The organism is Arthrobacter sp. 05L421, from assembly GCF_056397785.1.
On sequence record NZ_JBFTOC010000001.1, the window covers coordinates 547,654 to 563,230 of the forward strand.

15 protein-coding genes are annotated in these 15,577 nt (G+C 67.2%); 9 read left to right on the forward strand and 6 right to left on the reverse strand.

Annotated features, from left to right (window positions below; all coding sequences use genetic code 11):
• Window positions 1–6: 6 nt before the first annotated feature.
• The 4 genes from paaD to paaA are packed head-to-tail and all read right to left on the reverse strand — an operon-like array spanning window position 7 to window position 2,817.
• Window positions 7–561, reverse strand: a complete 555-nt coding sequence (gene paaD, locus AC1DKQ_RS02525) for a 1,2-phenylacetyl-CoA epoxidase subunit PaaD (RefSeq protein WP_476884564.1) — start codon at window positions 559–561, stop codon at window positions 7–9.
• Between the two features lie 11 nt (window positions 562–572).
• Entirely contained in the window at window positions 573–1,496 is a 924-nt protein-coding gene (gene paaC / locus AC1DKQ_RS02530) for a 1,2-phenylacetyl-CoA epoxidase subunit PaaC (protein ID WP_476884540.1), read from the reverse strand.
• The gene (gene paaB / locus AC1DKQ_RS02535; protein ID WP_028277739.1) at window positions 1,493–1,795 is read right to left on the reverse strand and encodes a 1,2-phenylacetyl-CoA epoxidase subunit PaaB; all 303 of its coding nucleotides are present in this window, start codon (window positions 1,793–1,795) and stop codon (window positions 1,493–1,495) included. The genes paaC and paaB overlap by 4 nt, the downstream gene beginning before the upstream one ends.
• A complete protein-coding gene (gene paaA / locus AC1DKQ_RS02540; protein WP_476884539.1) occupies window positions 1,792–2,817 on the reverse strand; it encodes a 1,2-phenylacetyl-CoA epoxidase subunit PaaA in 1,026 nt (341 codons plus the stop codon). The genes paaB and paaA overlap by 4 nt, the downstream gene beginning before the upstream one ends.
• 182 nt (window positions 2,818–2,999) lie before the next feature.
• On the opposite strand from paaA, the gene AC1DKQ_RS02545 reads away from it, so the two are divergent.
• Both AC1DKQ_RS02545 and AC1DKQ_RS02550 read left to right on the forward strand, forming a co-directional pair.
• Window positions 3,000–3,362, forward strand: coding sequence for a PadR family transcriptional regulator (locus AC1DKQ_RS02545; RefSeq protein ID WP_476884538.1), 363 nt, complete (start codon window positions 3,000–3,002; stop codon window positions 3,360–3,362).
• Window positions 3,362–4,711 (forward strand): permease prefix domain 1-containing protein, encoded by a 1,350-nt coding sequence (locus tag AC1DKQ_RS02550; protein WP_476918120.1) that lies wholly within the window; start codon window positions 3,362–3,364, stop codon window positions 4,709–4,711. The genes AC1DKQ_RS02545 and AC1DKQ_RS02550 overlap by 1 nt, the downstream gene beginning before the upstream one ends.
• A 9-nt stretch (window positions 4,712–4,720) precedes the next feature.
• Here the strand turns inward: AC1DKQ_RS02550 and AC1DKQ_RS02555 are convergent, their stop codons facing one another.
• Window positions 4,721–4,981, reverse strand: coding sequence for a M23 family metallopeptidase (locus AC1DKQ_RS02555; RefSeq protein WP_476918121.1), 261 nt, complete (start codon window positions 4,979–4,981; stop codon window positions 4,721–4,723).
• Between the two features lie 60 nt (window positions 4,982–5,041).
• Between AC1DKQ_RS02555 and arfB the strand changes: the two genes are divergently transcribed.
• A complete protein-coding gene (arfB, locus tag AC1DKQ_RS02560) occupies window positions 5,042–5,464 on the forward strand; it encodes an alternative ribosome rescue aminoacyl-tRNA hydrolase ArfB (protein ID WP_476918122.1) in 423 nt (140 codons plus the stop codon).
• Window positions 5,465–5,813: 349 nt separating this feature from the next.
• Window positions 5,814–6,404 carry an arsenate reductase/protein-tyrosine-phosphatase family protein gene (locus AC1DKQ_RS02565; RefSeq protein ID WP_476918176.1) on the forward strand — a complete coding sequence of 197 codons (591 nt, stop codon included), beginning with the start codon at window positions 5,814–5,816 and terminating at the stop codon, window positions 6,402–6,404.
• A gap of 15 nt (window positions 6,405–6,419) precedes the next feature.
• Here the strand turns inward: AC1DKQ_RS02565 and AC1DKQ_RS02570 are convergent, their stop codons facing one another.
• A complete protein-coding gene (locus tag AC1DKQ_RS02570; protein ID WP_476884533.1) occupies window positions 6,420–6,749 on the reverse strand; it encodes a hypothetical protein in 330 nt (109 codons plus the stop codon).
• 426 nt (window positions 6,750–7,175) lie between these two features.
• Between AC1DKQ_RS02570 and AC1DKQ_RS02575 the strand changes: the two genes are divergently transcribed.
• The 5 genes from AC1DKQ_RS02575 (at window position 7,176) to AC1DKQ_RS02595 (ending at window position 15,293) form a co-directional block, all read left to right on the forward strand.
• Entirely contained in the window at window positions 7,176–8,234 is a 1,059-nt protein-coding gene (locus tag AC1DKQ_RS02575) for an LCP family protein (protein WP_476884532.1), read from the forward strand.
• Between the two features lie 75 nt (window positions 8,235–8,309).
• Window positions 8,310–9,419, forward strand: coding sequence for an LCP family protein (locus AC1DKQ_RS02580; protein ID WP_476884531.1), 1,110 nt, complete (start codon window positions 8,310–8,312; stop codon window positions 9,417–9,419).
• A 25-nt stretch (window positions 9,420–9,444) separates the two neighbouring features.
• Window positions 9,445–11,661 (forward strand): S9 family peptidase, encoded by a 2,217-nt coding sequence (locus AC1DKQ_RS02585; protein ID WP_476918123.1) that lies wholly within the window; start codon window positions 9,445–9,447, stop codon window positions 11,659–11,661.
• Between the two features lie 184 nt (window positions 11,662–11,845).
• Complete coding sequence (locus AC1DKQ_RS02590; RefSeq protein ID WP_476918124.1) at window positions 11,846–12,646, forward strand: peptidoglycan-binding protein; 801 nt, start codon at window positions 11,846–11,848, stop codon at window positions 12,644–12,646.
• Between the two features lie 7 nt (window positions 12,647–12,653).
• Window positions 12,654–15,293, forward strand: a complete 2,640-nt coding sequence (locus tag AC1DKQ_RS02595) for a hypothetical protein (protein WP_476918125.1) — start codon at window positions 12,654–12,656, stop codon at window positions 15,291–15,293.
• The last annotated feature ends 284 nt before the right edge of the window (window positions 15,294–15,577 follow it).

Here is a 15,577-nt window from a genome sequence, read left to right on the forward strand (position 1 = left end):
TGTTCCTTACAAAACTTTGAAGTAGTCGAACGGTTCCTTGCAGTCCTGGCACACGTAGAGGGCCTTGCAGGAGGTGGAACCGAAGCGGGTGAGTTCTTTGGTGTTCAGCGATGAGCACTGGGGACATTTGACGGCAAGCGCGAGCCGGACCGGGCCGGCGTGCCGGACTGCCGACTGGCCCGACGGCGGGGCGATCCCGTACTGCTCCAGCTTGGCCTTGCCGTCCTCGCTCATCCAGTCGGTGGTCCAGGCCGGGGAGAGGACAAGTTCGACCCTCACGCTCGGGTACCCCGCGCGGTGGAAAGCCGCGGTGAGGTCATCCCGGATGGCGTCCATGGCGGGGCAGCCCGAGTACGTCGGGGTGATGGTGACCTGGACGGCGGGAACCATCCCGCCGTCGTCGTAGAACTGGACATTGCGCAGGATGCCGAGATCAGCAATGGTGAGGACCGGGATTTCGGGGTCGCACACAGTGGCTGCGACCGCCCAGGCTTTCTCCTGGGCGGTGTTGCCCCTGGCGGCGTTGCGGCGCTCCGCGGTTTCCGGATCGGAGACAAACATTTCCATGGTGCCTACCAGCTGGCTCCGGGGTGCTCGCGGGCGAGCACCTGCATCTCGGCGAGGATGTAGCCGAGGTGTTCGGAGTGCAGGCCGCGGCGGCCCCCGCCCGGTGTGGGCTGCACATTGGGGACCTCGAGCTCGGCTTCGGCCAGGACCTCGCCGGTGAGCCGGTCGAAATCCTCGCGGAGGCTCGAGGGCTGGGGCGCGGCGCCGGCCTCGCTGAGGCGTCCGGTGAGCTCGTCGTCGCGGAACAGCTCATCCACGAATGGCCAGATGACTTTGAACGCGTGGATCATGCGCTGGCGTGATTCGTCGGTGCCGAGGGCCAGGCGCAGGACCCACTGGGCGCTGTGGTCCCGGTGGTAATCCACCTCCTTGACCGCCTTGGCGGCGATGCCGGCCAGGGTGGAGTCGGTGGAGGACGTCAGCCGGCGGTAGAGCTCGAACTGGTAGTAGCTGACCACGAACTGCCGGGCAATGGTGACGGCGAAGTCGCCGTTCGGCTGTTCGAAGAGCGCCGCCGAGCGGAACTCGTGCTCGCGGCGGAGGTAGGCGAGATCGTCTTCGCTGCGCCCGTCCAGTCCGCCGGCGTAGCTGAGGAAGGACCGGGCGTGGCCAAGTTCGTCCAAGGCGATATTGCCGAGGGCGACGTCCTCTTCGAGCTCCGGCGCGCGGGAGATCCAGTGGCCCAGGCGCTGGGCCAGGATCAGGGCGTCGTCGCCCAGACGGAGGGCGAACTCGGCGACGTCCTCGCTCGGCTTCGCGGTACCGCGGCTGACAGAGAGCGCGATGTCTTCCGGGCGGAGGGCGTTGCCGGGGGTGATGCGGGTGGCGCTGGCTCCGCTGTCTCCAGCCGCGCCGGATACGCCGACGGTGATGTCGCCGTGGCCGGTCGTTTCCTCTGAGTTGAGGGCTGTTTCAGGAGTAGTGCTCACAGGTGCTTCACGCCCTCACTCTTGGTGTAGTACGTGGCGTGGCGGTAGTCCTTGCCCTGGGGGGATTCAAAGAAGGAGCCTTTGGAATCCGGGTCGCTGGAGGCGATGGCCTCGGCCGGGACCACCCAGATGGACACCCCTTCGTTGCGGCGGGTGTAGAGGTCCCGGGCGTTGCGCAGCGCCATGGCCGCGTCGGGCGCGTGCAGGGATCCTGCGTGGACGTGGGACAGGCCGCGGCTGGAGCGGACAAATACTTCCCAGATGGGCCAGACGTTTCCTGCTTGGGGTTCTGTTGTCATGCTGCTGATTCCTTCTGCTTGCGGCTCTGCTTTTCCGCGTAAGCGGCTGCGGCTTCGCGCACCCACGCGCCGTTCTGGTGTGCCTCGCGGCGCCGTTCCAGGCGCTGGGCGTTGCAGGGGCCGCGGCCGGCCAGGACTTCATGGAATTCGGCCCAGTCCAGCGGCCCGTGCTCCCACTTCTTGGTTTCCTCGTTGAACCGGATGTCCTTGTCAGGCAGCGTCAGGCCGAGGACCTTGACCTGCTCCATCATCATGCCGACAAACCGGTTGCGGAGTTCGTCATTGCTGAATCGCTTGATGTTCCAGGCCATGGACTGCTTGGAGTTGGGCGAGTCGTCATCCGGGGGGCCAAACATCATCAGGGCCGGGGCGTACCAGCGGTTCACCGCGTCCTGCGCCATCTGCTTCTGCTCGGGAGTGCCGTGGGAGAGTTCCAGCAAAATCTCAAAGCCCTGGCGCTGATGGAAGGACTCTTCCTTGCACACCCGGACCATGGCCCGGCCGTAGGGACCGAAGGAGGCGCGGCAGAGCGGCACCTGGTTGGCGATCGCGGCGCCGTCGACCATCCAGCCGATGGCACCCATGTCGGCCCAGGTGCGCGCCGGGTAGTTGAAGATTGAGGAGTACTTGGCCTTGCCGTCCATCAGGTCCTGCATCATCTGATCACGCGGCTGGCCGAGGGTTTCGGCGGCGGAGTAGAGATAGAGTCCGTGGCCGGCCTCGTCCTGGACCTTGGCCATGAGGATGGCCTTGCGCTTCAGGCTCGGGGCGCGCGAGATCCAGTTGGCCTCGGGCTGCATGCCAATGATCTCCGAGTGGGCATGCTGGGAGATCTGGCGCAGGAGCGTTTTGCGATAGGCCGGGGGCATCCAGTCACGCGGCTCGATCCGGGAATCCTCCGCCATGACCTTGTCGAAGTATGCCTGGCCCTCGGCGTCGCGCCGGGCCGCGTCCTCGGGCCTCGGCTCATGCCGTTCCGGCGATGGCTCGGCGGGCACTGACTGCAGGGTCTGCGATGCCATGGTTGCTCCTCATGAATTTCCGATAAATAATTACCGACCGTTCGTTCAGGATATGCGGAAGGCGCGAGATGCGTCAAGGACAAAGGTTTGCCGCAAACCGCCGCGCCAGGGCATCTATACCTAGAGCTACTATGTTTGATACCTTTCAGTCCTACGTATCACTTCTAGGCACAGGAGGCGCGGTGCGCATTGATAAAGACCTGGTCGCCGCTTCAGCCACTCCCCTTGTGCTGGGCATCTTGGCGGACGGCGACCTGTATGGCTACGCAATCCTCAAGCGGGTGACTGAGCTCTCGGGCGGCGGCATGCAGTGGACCGACGGAATGCTTTATCCGCTGCTGCACCGGCTCGAGCGGCTCGGTTACGTGTCCTCGCTGTGGGGGACGTCCGACGCCGGGCGCCGGCGCAAGCACTACACCATCACGCCGGCGGGCAGGGATGCCCTCGCCGACCGCCAGGAGCAGTGGACCGTCGTCGCAGACGCGCTGCGCCAGGTGTGGCAGACCACCCAAGGCCCGGCGGCCGCGACTGAGGGGTGGGCGTGATGACGCCACACGCTGAGCTGGAGGCCCAGATCGACCGGTGGCGCGGATACGTTCAGCGGAACCGGGCGATCTCCCCCGCCGACGTCGACGAGCTCGAGGACCATCTGCGCGAGCAAATCGCCGACCGGCAGGCGACCGGCCTCGACGACGAGGAGGCCTTTCTCGTCGCCATCAAGCGCCTAGGCAACCTGGACGCCGTCTCCCGCGAATTTGCCCGAGAGCACTCGGACCGGCTGTGGAAGCAACTCGTCCTGGTACCGGCAGGCTCCGACGACGCCAGCGCGTCCCCGTGGCGCGAGTTGGCCGTCGTCCTCTCACTCGCCGTCGGGGCGGGCGCGGCCGTCAAGGCCGGCTCTGCCTGGTTCGACGACGGCGAAGCCCTGATGCGCAACCTGGGCCTGATCGTATTCCCCTTCCTGGCCGCGTACTTCGCGTGGAAGCGGCGCATCACCGGTGCGGTGGCGGCGACACTGATCGTCCCGTTTGCCGCCCTGGCGCTCGCCCTCAACGTCTACCCGTTCGCCCCAGCCGGATCCACCGGGATGCTCGCCGCCCTGCACGCCCCGGTCATCCTGTGGCTGCTGATCGGAGTGGCCTACGTCGGCGGGAGGTGGCGGTCCGACAAGCGACGCATGGACTTCGTCCGGTTCACCGGCGAGCTCGCGGTCTACTACACGCTGCTGGCGCTGGGCGGGGCAGTCCTGATCGCCCTCACACTCGCGACCCTCCGGGGTATTGGTGTCGATTTCCAGCCCGTCCTGGAAGGCTGGGTCTTTCCGTTCGCCGTGCCCGGGGCTCTGGTGGTCGCGGCCTGGCTCGTCGAGGCCAAGCAGCAGGTTGTGGAAAATATGGCCCCCGTGCTCACCCGCGTTTTCACGCCGCTGACCGTTGCCATGCTGCTGGTCCTGCTGGCCGTGCTGGCCACGGCGGGCGGCTTCGTCGACATCGATCGAAACCTGCTCATCCTCATGGACGCAATCCTGGTGCTCGTCCTCTGCCTGCTGCTCTATTCGATTTCCGCCCGCGACCCGCTCGCCCCTCCCGGATTGTTCGATGCATTGCAGTTGGCCCTCGTCATCGCGGCCCTTGCGGTCGATGCCGTGATGCTGACGGCGATGCTGGCCCGCATCGCCGAATTCGGCTACAGCCCCAACAAGATCGCCGCGCTGGGCCTGAACCTGCTGCTGTTGGTGCACTTGTTGCGGGCGGCGTGGCTCGCCGTCGCCTTCCTGCGCTGCCGTCTCCCGTTTGCTGCCGTCGAGCGCTGGCAAACCCGCTACCTGCCGATCTATGGCGTCTGGGCAGCAGTCGTGGTGGCGGTCTTCCCGCCCGTCTTCGGCTTCATCTAGTCGCTGCCGTCAGCGCCGGTCCCCGAAGTGCCGGTGCGGCGCGGACGTGTTTCCGGTGTTGCCGATCTTGCCCAGTGTCTGGCCGGGCAGGACGTTGTCGCCCACTTCAACGGACACCGGGCCCTTCTGCATATGGGCGTATGTCGCGTAGCGGCCGTCGCTGTGGCGCACCGTGACGTTGTCGAACGCAGCCGGACTCGGAATAATTCTGCTGCGTCCGCCCGGCTCGGCGGTGTAGAAATCAGCAGCCGAAACTTCAGCCCCCAGCACTTATGAGCCCGCGCAGGGATTGGTGCTTTGATCGCGCCCGGATCGTGCAAGGCTAGTGGCATGGATCTGGAGGTGTCGCCCGCGCTCACGATTCCCGCCGCAGAACTCGGCTGGCGGTTTTCGCGTTCGTCCGGGCCCGGCGGTCAACACGTCAATACCTCGGACAGCCGCGTCGAACTCTCGTGGAACGTTGCCGGCTCGGCAGCGCTTTCGGATGGCCAACGGCTGATGCTCCTCACGCGTCTGGGCCAGCGTCTCATCACCGGAGTGATCACCGTGACCGCCTCGGAGCGGCGCTCTCAGCTGCGCAATCGCGAGATCGCGCTGGCCAAGCTCGCCGCGCTCGTGGCAGAGGGGCTTGCTCCCGAAGGTGCCCGACGCCGCGCCACCAAACCCACCCGGGGCTCGAACCGTCGACGCCTCGCCGCAAAGGGACAGCGGGCAGAGACGAAACGTCAACGGCAGCGGCCGTCTGCCGACTAGCGCCATCCCGCTGCTAATTTTCCAGCCACGGGGAGGCGGCGCCCGCAGGCAGGGGAACCCAGCCCGTGGGGCGGGCCACTAGGCGCCGCTCGCGACCGCCACGCCGGGGCCGGCCGGTCGTGAACGCCCAGTTTCGTGAGCGCGAGCGGGCCGAGGACGGTCAGCAGGCTCAGGCCGCGGCCCACCCGGTGCCCGTTGACCTCGGCCACGACATTCTTCACTCGAGACCCTGGTCGGAAAAGAAAGCAAAATCTCATGGCCGCTTTCCGGCAGCCAGGCTCGCCATGCGCAGTTAGACTCGGAAACCATGCCGCTGGCAAGAGTCTCGCTAATGGAAGGTGGATTGTCCTTGCAATCGCCCCGCCCCGTTCGGATCCTGACGGTCTGCACCGGCAACATCTGCCGCTCGCCGGTGGCCGAGCGCCTGCTGCAAGCTGGCCTGGACCAGGTGCAACCCGGTTCCTTTGAGGTGCGGAGCGCCGGCACGCGGGCGATGGTGGGCGAGCCTATCCAGCCACTCTCTGCAGAGATCATCAGGACTTATGGCGGAACGCCGGACGGCTTTGCGGCCCGCCAACTCACGCCGGAGATCCTCAAGCAGTCCGATCTGGTGTTGACGATGACCGTTGGTCATCGCGGTGAGGTGATGCAGTTGGATGCCTCATTGCTGAAGCGCACCTTTACTATCCGCGAGTTTGCCCGGATGCTTGAGGTCCTTGAGCAGCGCGACGCGCCCTCCCCATCCAGTGACGTTTCGGCCTTTTGGCGGGAGCTCCCCGGCCACGCGGCGTCGGTAAGGCACTTGGCACTGCCCAAGGACGCCTCTGACAACGACGTTGTGGATCCCTACCGACGCGGGCAGGAGTCCTACGACCAGATGGTGGACGAGCTCGTCCCGGCCATCCTCGCCATTCTGCGGTTCGCAAACCACCGCAGCTGAGTCGGGTGCTTGTATCTAGGCCGCCGCCAGCCTTCGGACCCGGGGAACAGCGGCCGTTTCCGCCGGCGCGACGATGCTGAGCTGGCATTCTGACTGAAGCGGATCAATGGCGGGCGGCAGGTGGTGGGAGGCGGAGCACTCCCGCAACTGCTCGAGGGCCGCCGGTTCCACCACGGCGTGGCTGACATCCACCACCAAATGGAGTCCTTCCCTCAAGTGGTTTGCCCGCTTGACCACCACGTACAGGGCTTGGAGGCTCCTCGCCGTCACATGTCCCTGTGCTGCTACTTCTGCCTGGCCGCAATCGAGATCGAGCCTGACAAGAACCCGGATTTTGTGGTCCACAACGATTCCCCTGTTCGTGCATTTACCGCTTGGTCGCGACGCTGCGACCGCTTTGGCCGCGACGCTGCGACCGCAACCCAGCCTAGGCAGGGAGTGTGACGCAGGCAACAGGGCGCTTCATATCGGGGAAACGTCGCGTTATGTGCCGGTTTATTAGCGGAAAAGTGTTGATCGGTAGGCCCGGTGTATTGTAAAGGAGGCCCCACGGCGGCCATCCAGGCACTTGGCCCAAGTCCAGACGCAACGGAGAGCGACGTCGTGGCCTCCTACCGCCACGGCGGGGAACTGCATCCACCGGATGCAGGACGAGCCAGCGCGGCCAGCCAGTGCACTCTGCGTTTCGCGCCCCTCAATGCTCCGGCGCGGCACGCCTGGGTACTGACAGCCAGAATCCGGGCACCAGGCCCGGCCGACTTAGAGGAACTCATGACACACCCCTTCGACAGCCCAGATGACGTCCGCGGGGCGGAAACCCGCGAACGGCGGCCCGTGAAGAAACGCCGAGGCCGCAACGTGCTGATCGCCGTCGCCGTCGTGGTTGCGCTCGTCGCGGTGGTGGCAGGTGGCTACCTCTTCAACCTCGCACGGACCTTTGACTCCGGCACGAGCAAGATTGACCAGGCCTTCCCGGAGGAGTCCACGCGCCCGCAGAAGACAAATACCGCGATGAACATCCTGGTGATGGGCAGCGACAGCCGCGGCGCCACCGAATCTGATGCCGCGGGTGGAACGCCCACGAACCAGCGCGCGGACACACTGATGCTCATGCACATCCCGGCGGACCGCAAGAACATCTACACCATGTCCATCATGCGCGACCTCTGGGTGGACATCCCCGGTCACGGCGAGGCGAAGATCAACTCGGCGCTGGCCCTAGGCGGCACGCCCCTGATGGTGCAGACCATCGAGTCGATCTTCCACCAGCGCATCGATCACGTGGCGATGATCGACTTCGAGGGCTTCAAGGGACTCACAGACGCGCTGGGTGGGGTGAGCGTGAACATCAAGGTACCGTTCACCTCGACCGCACTGCCGGGCCAGTCCTTCGCCCCGGGCCAGCACACCTTCAATGGAACGCAAGCCCTGGCCTTCGTTCGCGAACGCCACGCGTACGCGGACGGCGACTACCAGCGGGTCCGCAACCAGCAGGAGTTCCTGCGGGCCATCATCAAGAAGTCGATCGCGGGCCAGACCCTGAGCAACCCGATCACGATCAACAACATGGTGGGCGCCGTCTCGCCGTTTGTCACGGTCGACAAGACCCTGGACTCGGGCGCCGTGGCAGGGCTGGGGCTCGAGCTCAAGGACATCCGTGCGCAGAACACCGTCATGTTCACGCTGCCAACCGGCGGCATCGGAACGTCCACGGACGGCCAGTCGATCGTGCTGACAGACCCGAACGCCATCAAGGACATTTCCGCGGCGATGGCCTCGGATTCCCTGGGCGAGTACGTCGCCGCGAACAAGTTCGAGAACGGGAACTGAGCCCCGTCAAGTGAGGCGGCAGGAGAGGCCCTTGGACCCTTAGCCCGCGGCGGGCGGCAGTGCTAGCGTCCGTTCATGGGGAACGATCCGGAGCCAGCAGACGCGGCTTCCGCGGCGTCCCCGCCCCCTTCCACATCCCCCGCGGCGGGCCGCCGTCGTCCGATGATAGTGATTCTGGGCGCGCTGCTCGCGGTGGTCGTGGCCGTCGCGGCGTACGTCCTCACAGGGCAGCGGGCCGGGGGGCCCGCTCCGGCCGGAGACGCGGTGCCGACCGCTACCCCGGCTGCCGCCACAGCGAGGGTACCGAGCCCCACGCCCTCGCCGCCGCCCAGCCCCACACCCACGCCGGAACCACCCGCCGTCGCCCTCAACATCTTGCTGATCGGGAGCGACAGCCGCGTGAATGAACGGGCTGCGGCCGCCGGCGGCTCCGCCTCCGACCAGCGCGGGGACGCCCTCGTACTGATCCACCTCCCGGCGGACCGGAAGAGCGTCTACGGCATCTCGATCATGCGCGACCTGTGGGTGAAAATCCCCGGTCACGGAACCGCGAAAGTGAACGCCGGGCTTGAACTTGGCGGGCTGCCCCTGATGACGCGGACGGTGGAGGCGCTGCTGGGCCAGCACATCGACCACACCGTGATGTTGGACTTTCAGGGTTTTGCCGCCCTGACAGACGCGCTCGGCGGCGTCGACGTCAACGTCAAGCGGGCATTCACCAGCACCGCTGATGACAAGGTGTATTTTCCGGCGGGCGTCAACCGACTCAACGGGCTCCAGGCCCTGGCCTTTGTCCGTGAGCGCCATGCCTTCCCCGACGGCGACTACCAGAGGGTCCGGAACCAGCAAACTTTCCTCAAAGCCGTCATGGCAAAGATGGCATCCGAAGGCCGGCTGGCGGACCGCGACACCATCCGCAAACTCATCAAAACCGTGCTGCCGCACGTGACCCTGGACGCAAGCTTCACCCTCAAGTCGCTGGAAAACCTCGCCTCCAGCCTCCGCAACACAGTGCCGGGCCGTGGCGCGTTCTTCACGCTGCCGACCGCCGGCACCGGGTTCAGCCAGGACGGCCAGTCGATTGTCCTCCAGGACCCTGCCGCGACCGCCGCGGTCTCCGCCGCACTGGGCTCGGGAACGCTCGCCCGCTACGTGGCGGCCCACAATCTGCAGAACGGCAACTGAGGCTCCTCTTCGGTACATTGGGTCCATGACCCAAACTCCCGCCCAGCCGTCCCACCAGCCCCCCGCCGCCCGGAAAGTTCCCTCGGTGCGCACCCACCACGGCGACGCGTTCGAGGACAACTACGAGTGGCTGCGGGACAAGGAATCCGCCGAGGTGGTGGACCTGCTCAAGGCGGAAAACACCTATCAGGAGGCGTTAACCGCGCACCAGGAGCCGCTGCGCGAGGCCATCTTCCAGGAGATCAAGGGCCGCACCCAGGAAACGGACCTCTCCGTCCCGAACCGCAAGGACGGCTGGTGGTACTACACCCGCTCGGTCGAGGGCAAGGAGTACGGCATCCACTGCCGCGTGCGCGGCCAGGACACCGGGGACCGCGTCGCGGACTGGACTCCCCCGGCCGTGGAAGCCGGCGTCGTCATCCCCGGCGAGGAAGTCCTCCTCGATGGCAACCTCGAGGCCGAGGGCAAGCCGTTCTTCGCCGTGGGCGGGGCCGCCACCACGGTCGACGGCACGCTCTACGCCTACGCCGTGGACAACGCCGGCGACGAGCGCTTCACGCTGCGCATCAAGGACCTGCGCACCGGTGTGCTGCTGCCGGACGTGATCGAGAACGTCTTCTACGGCATCTCCTTCTCCCCCGACGGCAGCCGGATCTTCTATACCGTGGTGGACGATTCCTGGCGGCCGTACCAGGTGAAGTCCCACGTGCTCGGCACGCCCGTCAGCGAGGACGCGGTGATCTATCAGGAGGACGACGTCGCCATGTGGCTCGGTTTCGAGCTCTCGGCTGACAGGCGCCACCTGGTGCTCAGCATCGGCTGCTCCGAGTTCAGCGAGACCCGCTTGCTGCGCTTTGATGACTTCGACGCCGGATTGCGCACCGTGATCTCCCGCGACGAGCGCGTCCTGTACGAGGCCGAGCCGTTTCTGCTGGCCGACGCCTCGGGCCGGAGCCGGGAGCGGATCCTGCTCACCCACAACAAGGACGCCATCAATTCCATGGTCTCGCTGGTGGACCCGGCAGAGCTCGCCAAGCCGCTCGCCGAGCAGCACTGGGACACCGTCGTCGCCCATTCCGACCAGGTCCGCGTCAACGGCGCCGGGGTCACCTCCACCCACGCTGTGGTCTCCATCCGCAAGGACACCATCGAACGGGTCCAGGTCCTGCCCCTGGCCGGCCTGGGCACACCGGAGCAGGGCGCCGCGGTGGAACCGGCGTTCGACGAGGAGCTGTACACCGCCGGCGTAGCGGGCTCGGACTACGAGGCCCCCGTCATCCGGATGGGCTACACCTCCTACTTCACCCCGTCCCGGGTCTACGACTTTGTGCTGCCCACCCCGGAGCAACCGGGCGGTGAACTCCTGCTGCGCAAGGAGAGCCCGGTGCTGGGCGGCTACTCACCGTCGGACTACGTCGCCACCCGTGAGTGGGCCACCGCCGGGGACGGGACGAAGATTCCGCTCTCGGTGCTCCGCCACACCTCCGTACCGCAGGATTCGACGGCGGCCGGTCTGGTGTACGGCTACGGCTCGTACGAAATGAGCATGGATCCGGGCTTCGGGATCCCCAGGCTGTCCCTGCTGGACCGGGGCATCGTGTTCGTGATTGCCCACATCCGTGGTGGCGGCGAGCTGGGCCGGCACTGGTACGACGACGGCAAGAAGCTGCACAAGAAGAACACGTTCACGGACTTCATCGCGGCCACCGACTGGCTCGCCGGATCCGGCTGGGTAGACCCGGGCCGGATCGCCGCTATGGGCGGCTCCGCCGGCGGCCTACTGATGGGCGCCGTCGCCAACCTGGCGCCGGAAAAGTTTGCGGCGATTGTTGCCGCCGTCCCGTTCGTGGACGCGCTGACCACCATCCTGGACCCCGAGCTGCCGCTCTCGGCGCTGGAGTGGGAGGAATGGGGCAACCCCATCACGGACCCGGACGTGTACGCGTACATGAAGTCGTACACGCCGTACGAGAACGTCCGCGCCGTGGCGTACCCGAAGATCGCCGCGGTCACCAGCTTCAACGACACCCGCGTGCTCTACGTGGAGCCGGCCAAATGGGTGCAGCGGCTGCGCGAAGTGAATACCGGAAGCGAGCCGATTCTCCTGAAGATCGAGATGGAAGGCGGCCACGGCGGCGCCTCGGGCCGGTACGTGCAGTGGCGCGAACGGGCCTGGGACTACGCGTTCGTCGCCGATTCCCTCGGCGCCACCGAACTGCTGCCGGGAGCCGGGCTGAAATAGCCGAATGACCCATCGATCGCTCCGTTGGCGCCCTTTTGGACGTCCGTAAGGGCAGTTGCGGAGCAATCGATGGGGTTCCGGTACCCAATCAATGATCATCATGCTTACTATTGACCGGTGTTAGGCACATCGATGTAGAAACTGCTCACTGGGGGCAGCAAGGGTGCCGGAGATGGAGTTTGGTATGAGCGTTGAGCAGGGGATGACCCCGTTGACTGATGATGAGCTGATGGCACAGGGCGGCACCGCCCTCCCGGACAAGGAGGTCGCCTCTGTCCTGGACCTGAACGCCGACCTAAATCTGGGGATCAGCGCCGCGGCGCCGATCGACCTCGGGATCGCGGCCAACGCCAACGTTGCCGCGCCGATTGATGCCGCTGCCTCGGCAAATGTGCTTTCCTTCGGGTCCGAGTCCCAGGCCCTGGCCGATCAGGGAACCCTCATCAACCAGGGCATCACGGGCGATGCCACCGCAGACTCCACCCAGGACAGCGTCATCGATCAGGGCAGCGGCACGGATGCCGGGACCGCGGCGGATGCTGCTGCAGCGCCTGCCGCCTCGGATCCGGGCACGGCCGCCGATCTCGGCGGTGCCGTACCTGCCGGTACCGTTCCTGCCGGCGCTGTTCCTGCCGGGGCTGTTCCCGCCGGGGCCACCGGCGTCCTGCCCGATGGCACGGCCCCGGACCTGGGCGGCGCGGCGACTGATGCGGCCGGAGCCGCCGGCGCCGCGGGTGCCCTCAGCGGCAACCTGCTCAACGTCGACGTAAACCTGGACGCCAACGCCGGCATCGCAGCACCGATCAATGGCGCGGTGGCCGCGAACGCCAACGTGGCCGCTCCGATCGACGCGGCCGTCGGCGCCAACATCGGCTCAATCGACAGCAACGCGTTCGCCGTCGCCCATCAGGATGCCATCATCAACCAGGACATCCATGGCGACGCCACGGCGTCGGCTGACCAGCAGTCCGACCTGAAGCAGTAGCACCCAGATGAGCACTGTGCACGGAGGGCCGTCCGGGCAGGACGGCCCTCCGGCCGCGCCCGCCCCCGGCGGCGTCGGCTCTGCCACCGATACTGCAGGCGGGTCTGCCGCAGTCACTGCCGGATCCGACGTCCGAACGGCCGGCGGAGGAACGGCCGGCGCCGGTACCGCCGGCACAGGTGCTGAGGGCGCAGGTCGGTCCGTGGCGGTCGGCCTGCAGCCGGTGCCGGTGCGGGCCGACGGCGTGCAGCTGATCGGCGAGGCGAAGGGGTCCGGCTACAAGGAAGCCCCGTCGCTGGTGCGCCGCTCCGACGGCCAGACCATCCAGCTCACCCGCCTGCTGTACCTGGTGCTCGAGGCGATCGACGGCGAGCGGGGCTTGGAGGAAATCGCCGGGCACGCCAGCAACAGTTTCGGGCGGCTCGTCAGTGCCGAGAACGTCCGCACTCTGATCACCTCCCAGCTCCTCCCGCTCGGCCTCCTCCGGCTGGCGGACGGTTCCGAGCCCGCGGTGAAGAAATCGAACCCGCTGCTGGGCATGCGCTTCCGGTATTCCGTGACCGATCCGGAACGCACCCGGAAGATCACCGCGCCGTTCGCCACGCTGTTCAACCCCTTGATCGTGGTGGCCGTGACCGCTGCCTTCCTGGCCGCGTGCTGGTGGGTGCTGATGGTCAAGGGTCTGGCTTCGGCCACCCACGAAGCCTTCGCCAACCCCGGCTTGGTGCTCCTGATCCTGGTGGTCACGGTGCTCTCGGCCGGTTTCCATGAGTTTGGCCACGCCGCCGCCGCCCGCCGCGGCGGCGCCACCCCCGGCGCTATGGGTACGGGCCTGTACCTGATGTGGCCAGCCTTCTACACCGACGTCACCGATTCCTACCGGCTGGGTCGGGGCGGAAGGCTGCGCACCGACCTCGGCGGGCTCTACTTCAACGCAATCGTGGCCGTTGCCATCATGGGCATCTGGTGGGCCACCGGGTTCGACGCGCTGCTGCTGGTGGTGGTCACCCAAATCCTGCAGATGGTCCGGCAGCTGATGCCGCTGGTCCGATTCGACGGCTATCACATCCTGGCCGACGCTACCGGCGTCCCGGACCTGTTCCAGCGCATCAAGCCCACCCTGCTGGCCCTAGTGCCGTGGCGAAAAACGGATCCCGAAGCCAGACTCCTGAAGCCCTGGGCGCGGACCGTGGTCACCATCTGGGTGCTGGTCACGGTTCCCCTGCTGCTCTTCAGCATGGCCACCATGGTGCTGACCCTGCCGCGCGTTCTCGGCACCGCCTGGGACAACGGCCTCAAGCAGCAGGCCATGCTCTCCCACAGCCTCACCGCCGGGGACTTCGCCGACGCCGCCGTGCGGGTGATCGCGATCGCGTGCCTGGCACTGCCGGTGCTGGGCATCCTGTACATCCTACTGCGACTGGTCCGCCAGCTGGCCACCGGGCTGTGGCAGAAGACCCGCGGCAAGGCCCTCCAGCGCGCCACCGCCATCGTTGCCATCGCGGCCGTGGCCGCGGGCCTCGCCTGGGCCTGGTGGCCCGGCGCCGATACCTACCGACCCGTCCAGCCGTACGAGCGCGGCACCCTGGCCGACGCCACCACCGCAGTCTTCCCGGCCGCCGTCACCAGCCGGATGGCAGAGGGCCAGTCGGGCAAGACCGTGGCCCTGTGGCCGGAGGGCGCCCGGAAGCCCACACGCGACGAGCCGCAACTGAGCATGGTCCTGGTGCCCCGCCAAGCCGCCCCGGACGGCTCGGCCGCGACGCCCGGCTCGGCAGGTGCGGCCGGCGCCGCGGCGCCGTCTGCCCCTTCTTGGGTCTTCCCCTTCGACCGGCCGGCCGCTCCGGAGGACGACGGCAACCAGTCCCTCGCGGTCAACACCACTGACCGTTCCGTGGTCTACGACGTCGCCTTTGCCCTGGTCTGGGCGGACGACGGCGCGACCGTGGACACCAAGAACGAGGCTTACGCCTTTGCCAGCTGCGCGGACTGCGCCGCAGTGGCCGTGGGCTTCCAAGTGGTCCTGATTGTGGGCCAGACCGATGTGATTGTCCCGGAAAACCTCTCGGCTGCGGCCAACTATAACTGCCTCCGGTGCTTAACTTACGCCCTGGCGAGCCAACTGGTGCTCACCCTCGACGGGCCCCTGAGCAGCGACGGCACGGCCAGGCTCAACGCGTTGTGGCAGGAAATCGCTGCCTACGGCAAGGACCTGCGGAACCAGCCGCTCTCCGAGATCCAGGGCCGGCTCAGCGCGTACAAGGAACAGATCATGGCGGTCATCAAGGCTGATCCGAGTGCCACCCCGGCCGGGTCTGCCGGTACGGCCACGACGCCGGGCGCAACATCCGGCGCAACTTCCGGCGCCAGAACCGGTGCTTCTTCCGGCAGCACGCAGGCCCCGTCACCGGGATCCAGCCGCTCCGGGACCACTGCCCCGGCCGGCGTCGCTGCACCCACTGGCGGTACCGCGACGTCCGTTCCCGGCTCCGGCTCCGGTTCGGGTTCCGGTTCGGGTTCTGGGGCCACCGTGCCCGCGGAGCAGCAACCGACGCAGTCCGCGGCACCGGCGCCGGCCGGTTCCACCGCGCCTGCGGCGGGGACGGCCACGCCCGTGCCGGCAGGAACCGCCCCGCCGGCGCCCTAAGGCGGGGACCCGAACGGCACCCGGACCGGGTCCGGCCCGCCCGGGGGCGCGTGTTGCCCGGATGACGGCGCTCCCTCCCAGTTGCTGGCCACCGGTACCGATTCCGGTCCCGTGGAACCCCGGGATTACACGGGACCGGGGCGGTCCGGGCAGAAGCAACTGGGAGGGAGCGCCGCCCTGGACTTCAATCCGTTGAGCGCTTCGCGGGCCAGCGGGCCTTCCATTCATCCGCGAGGAGGGTGTACACCATTTCCGTGGCCCATTCGCCCCTTAGTGCCACTTTG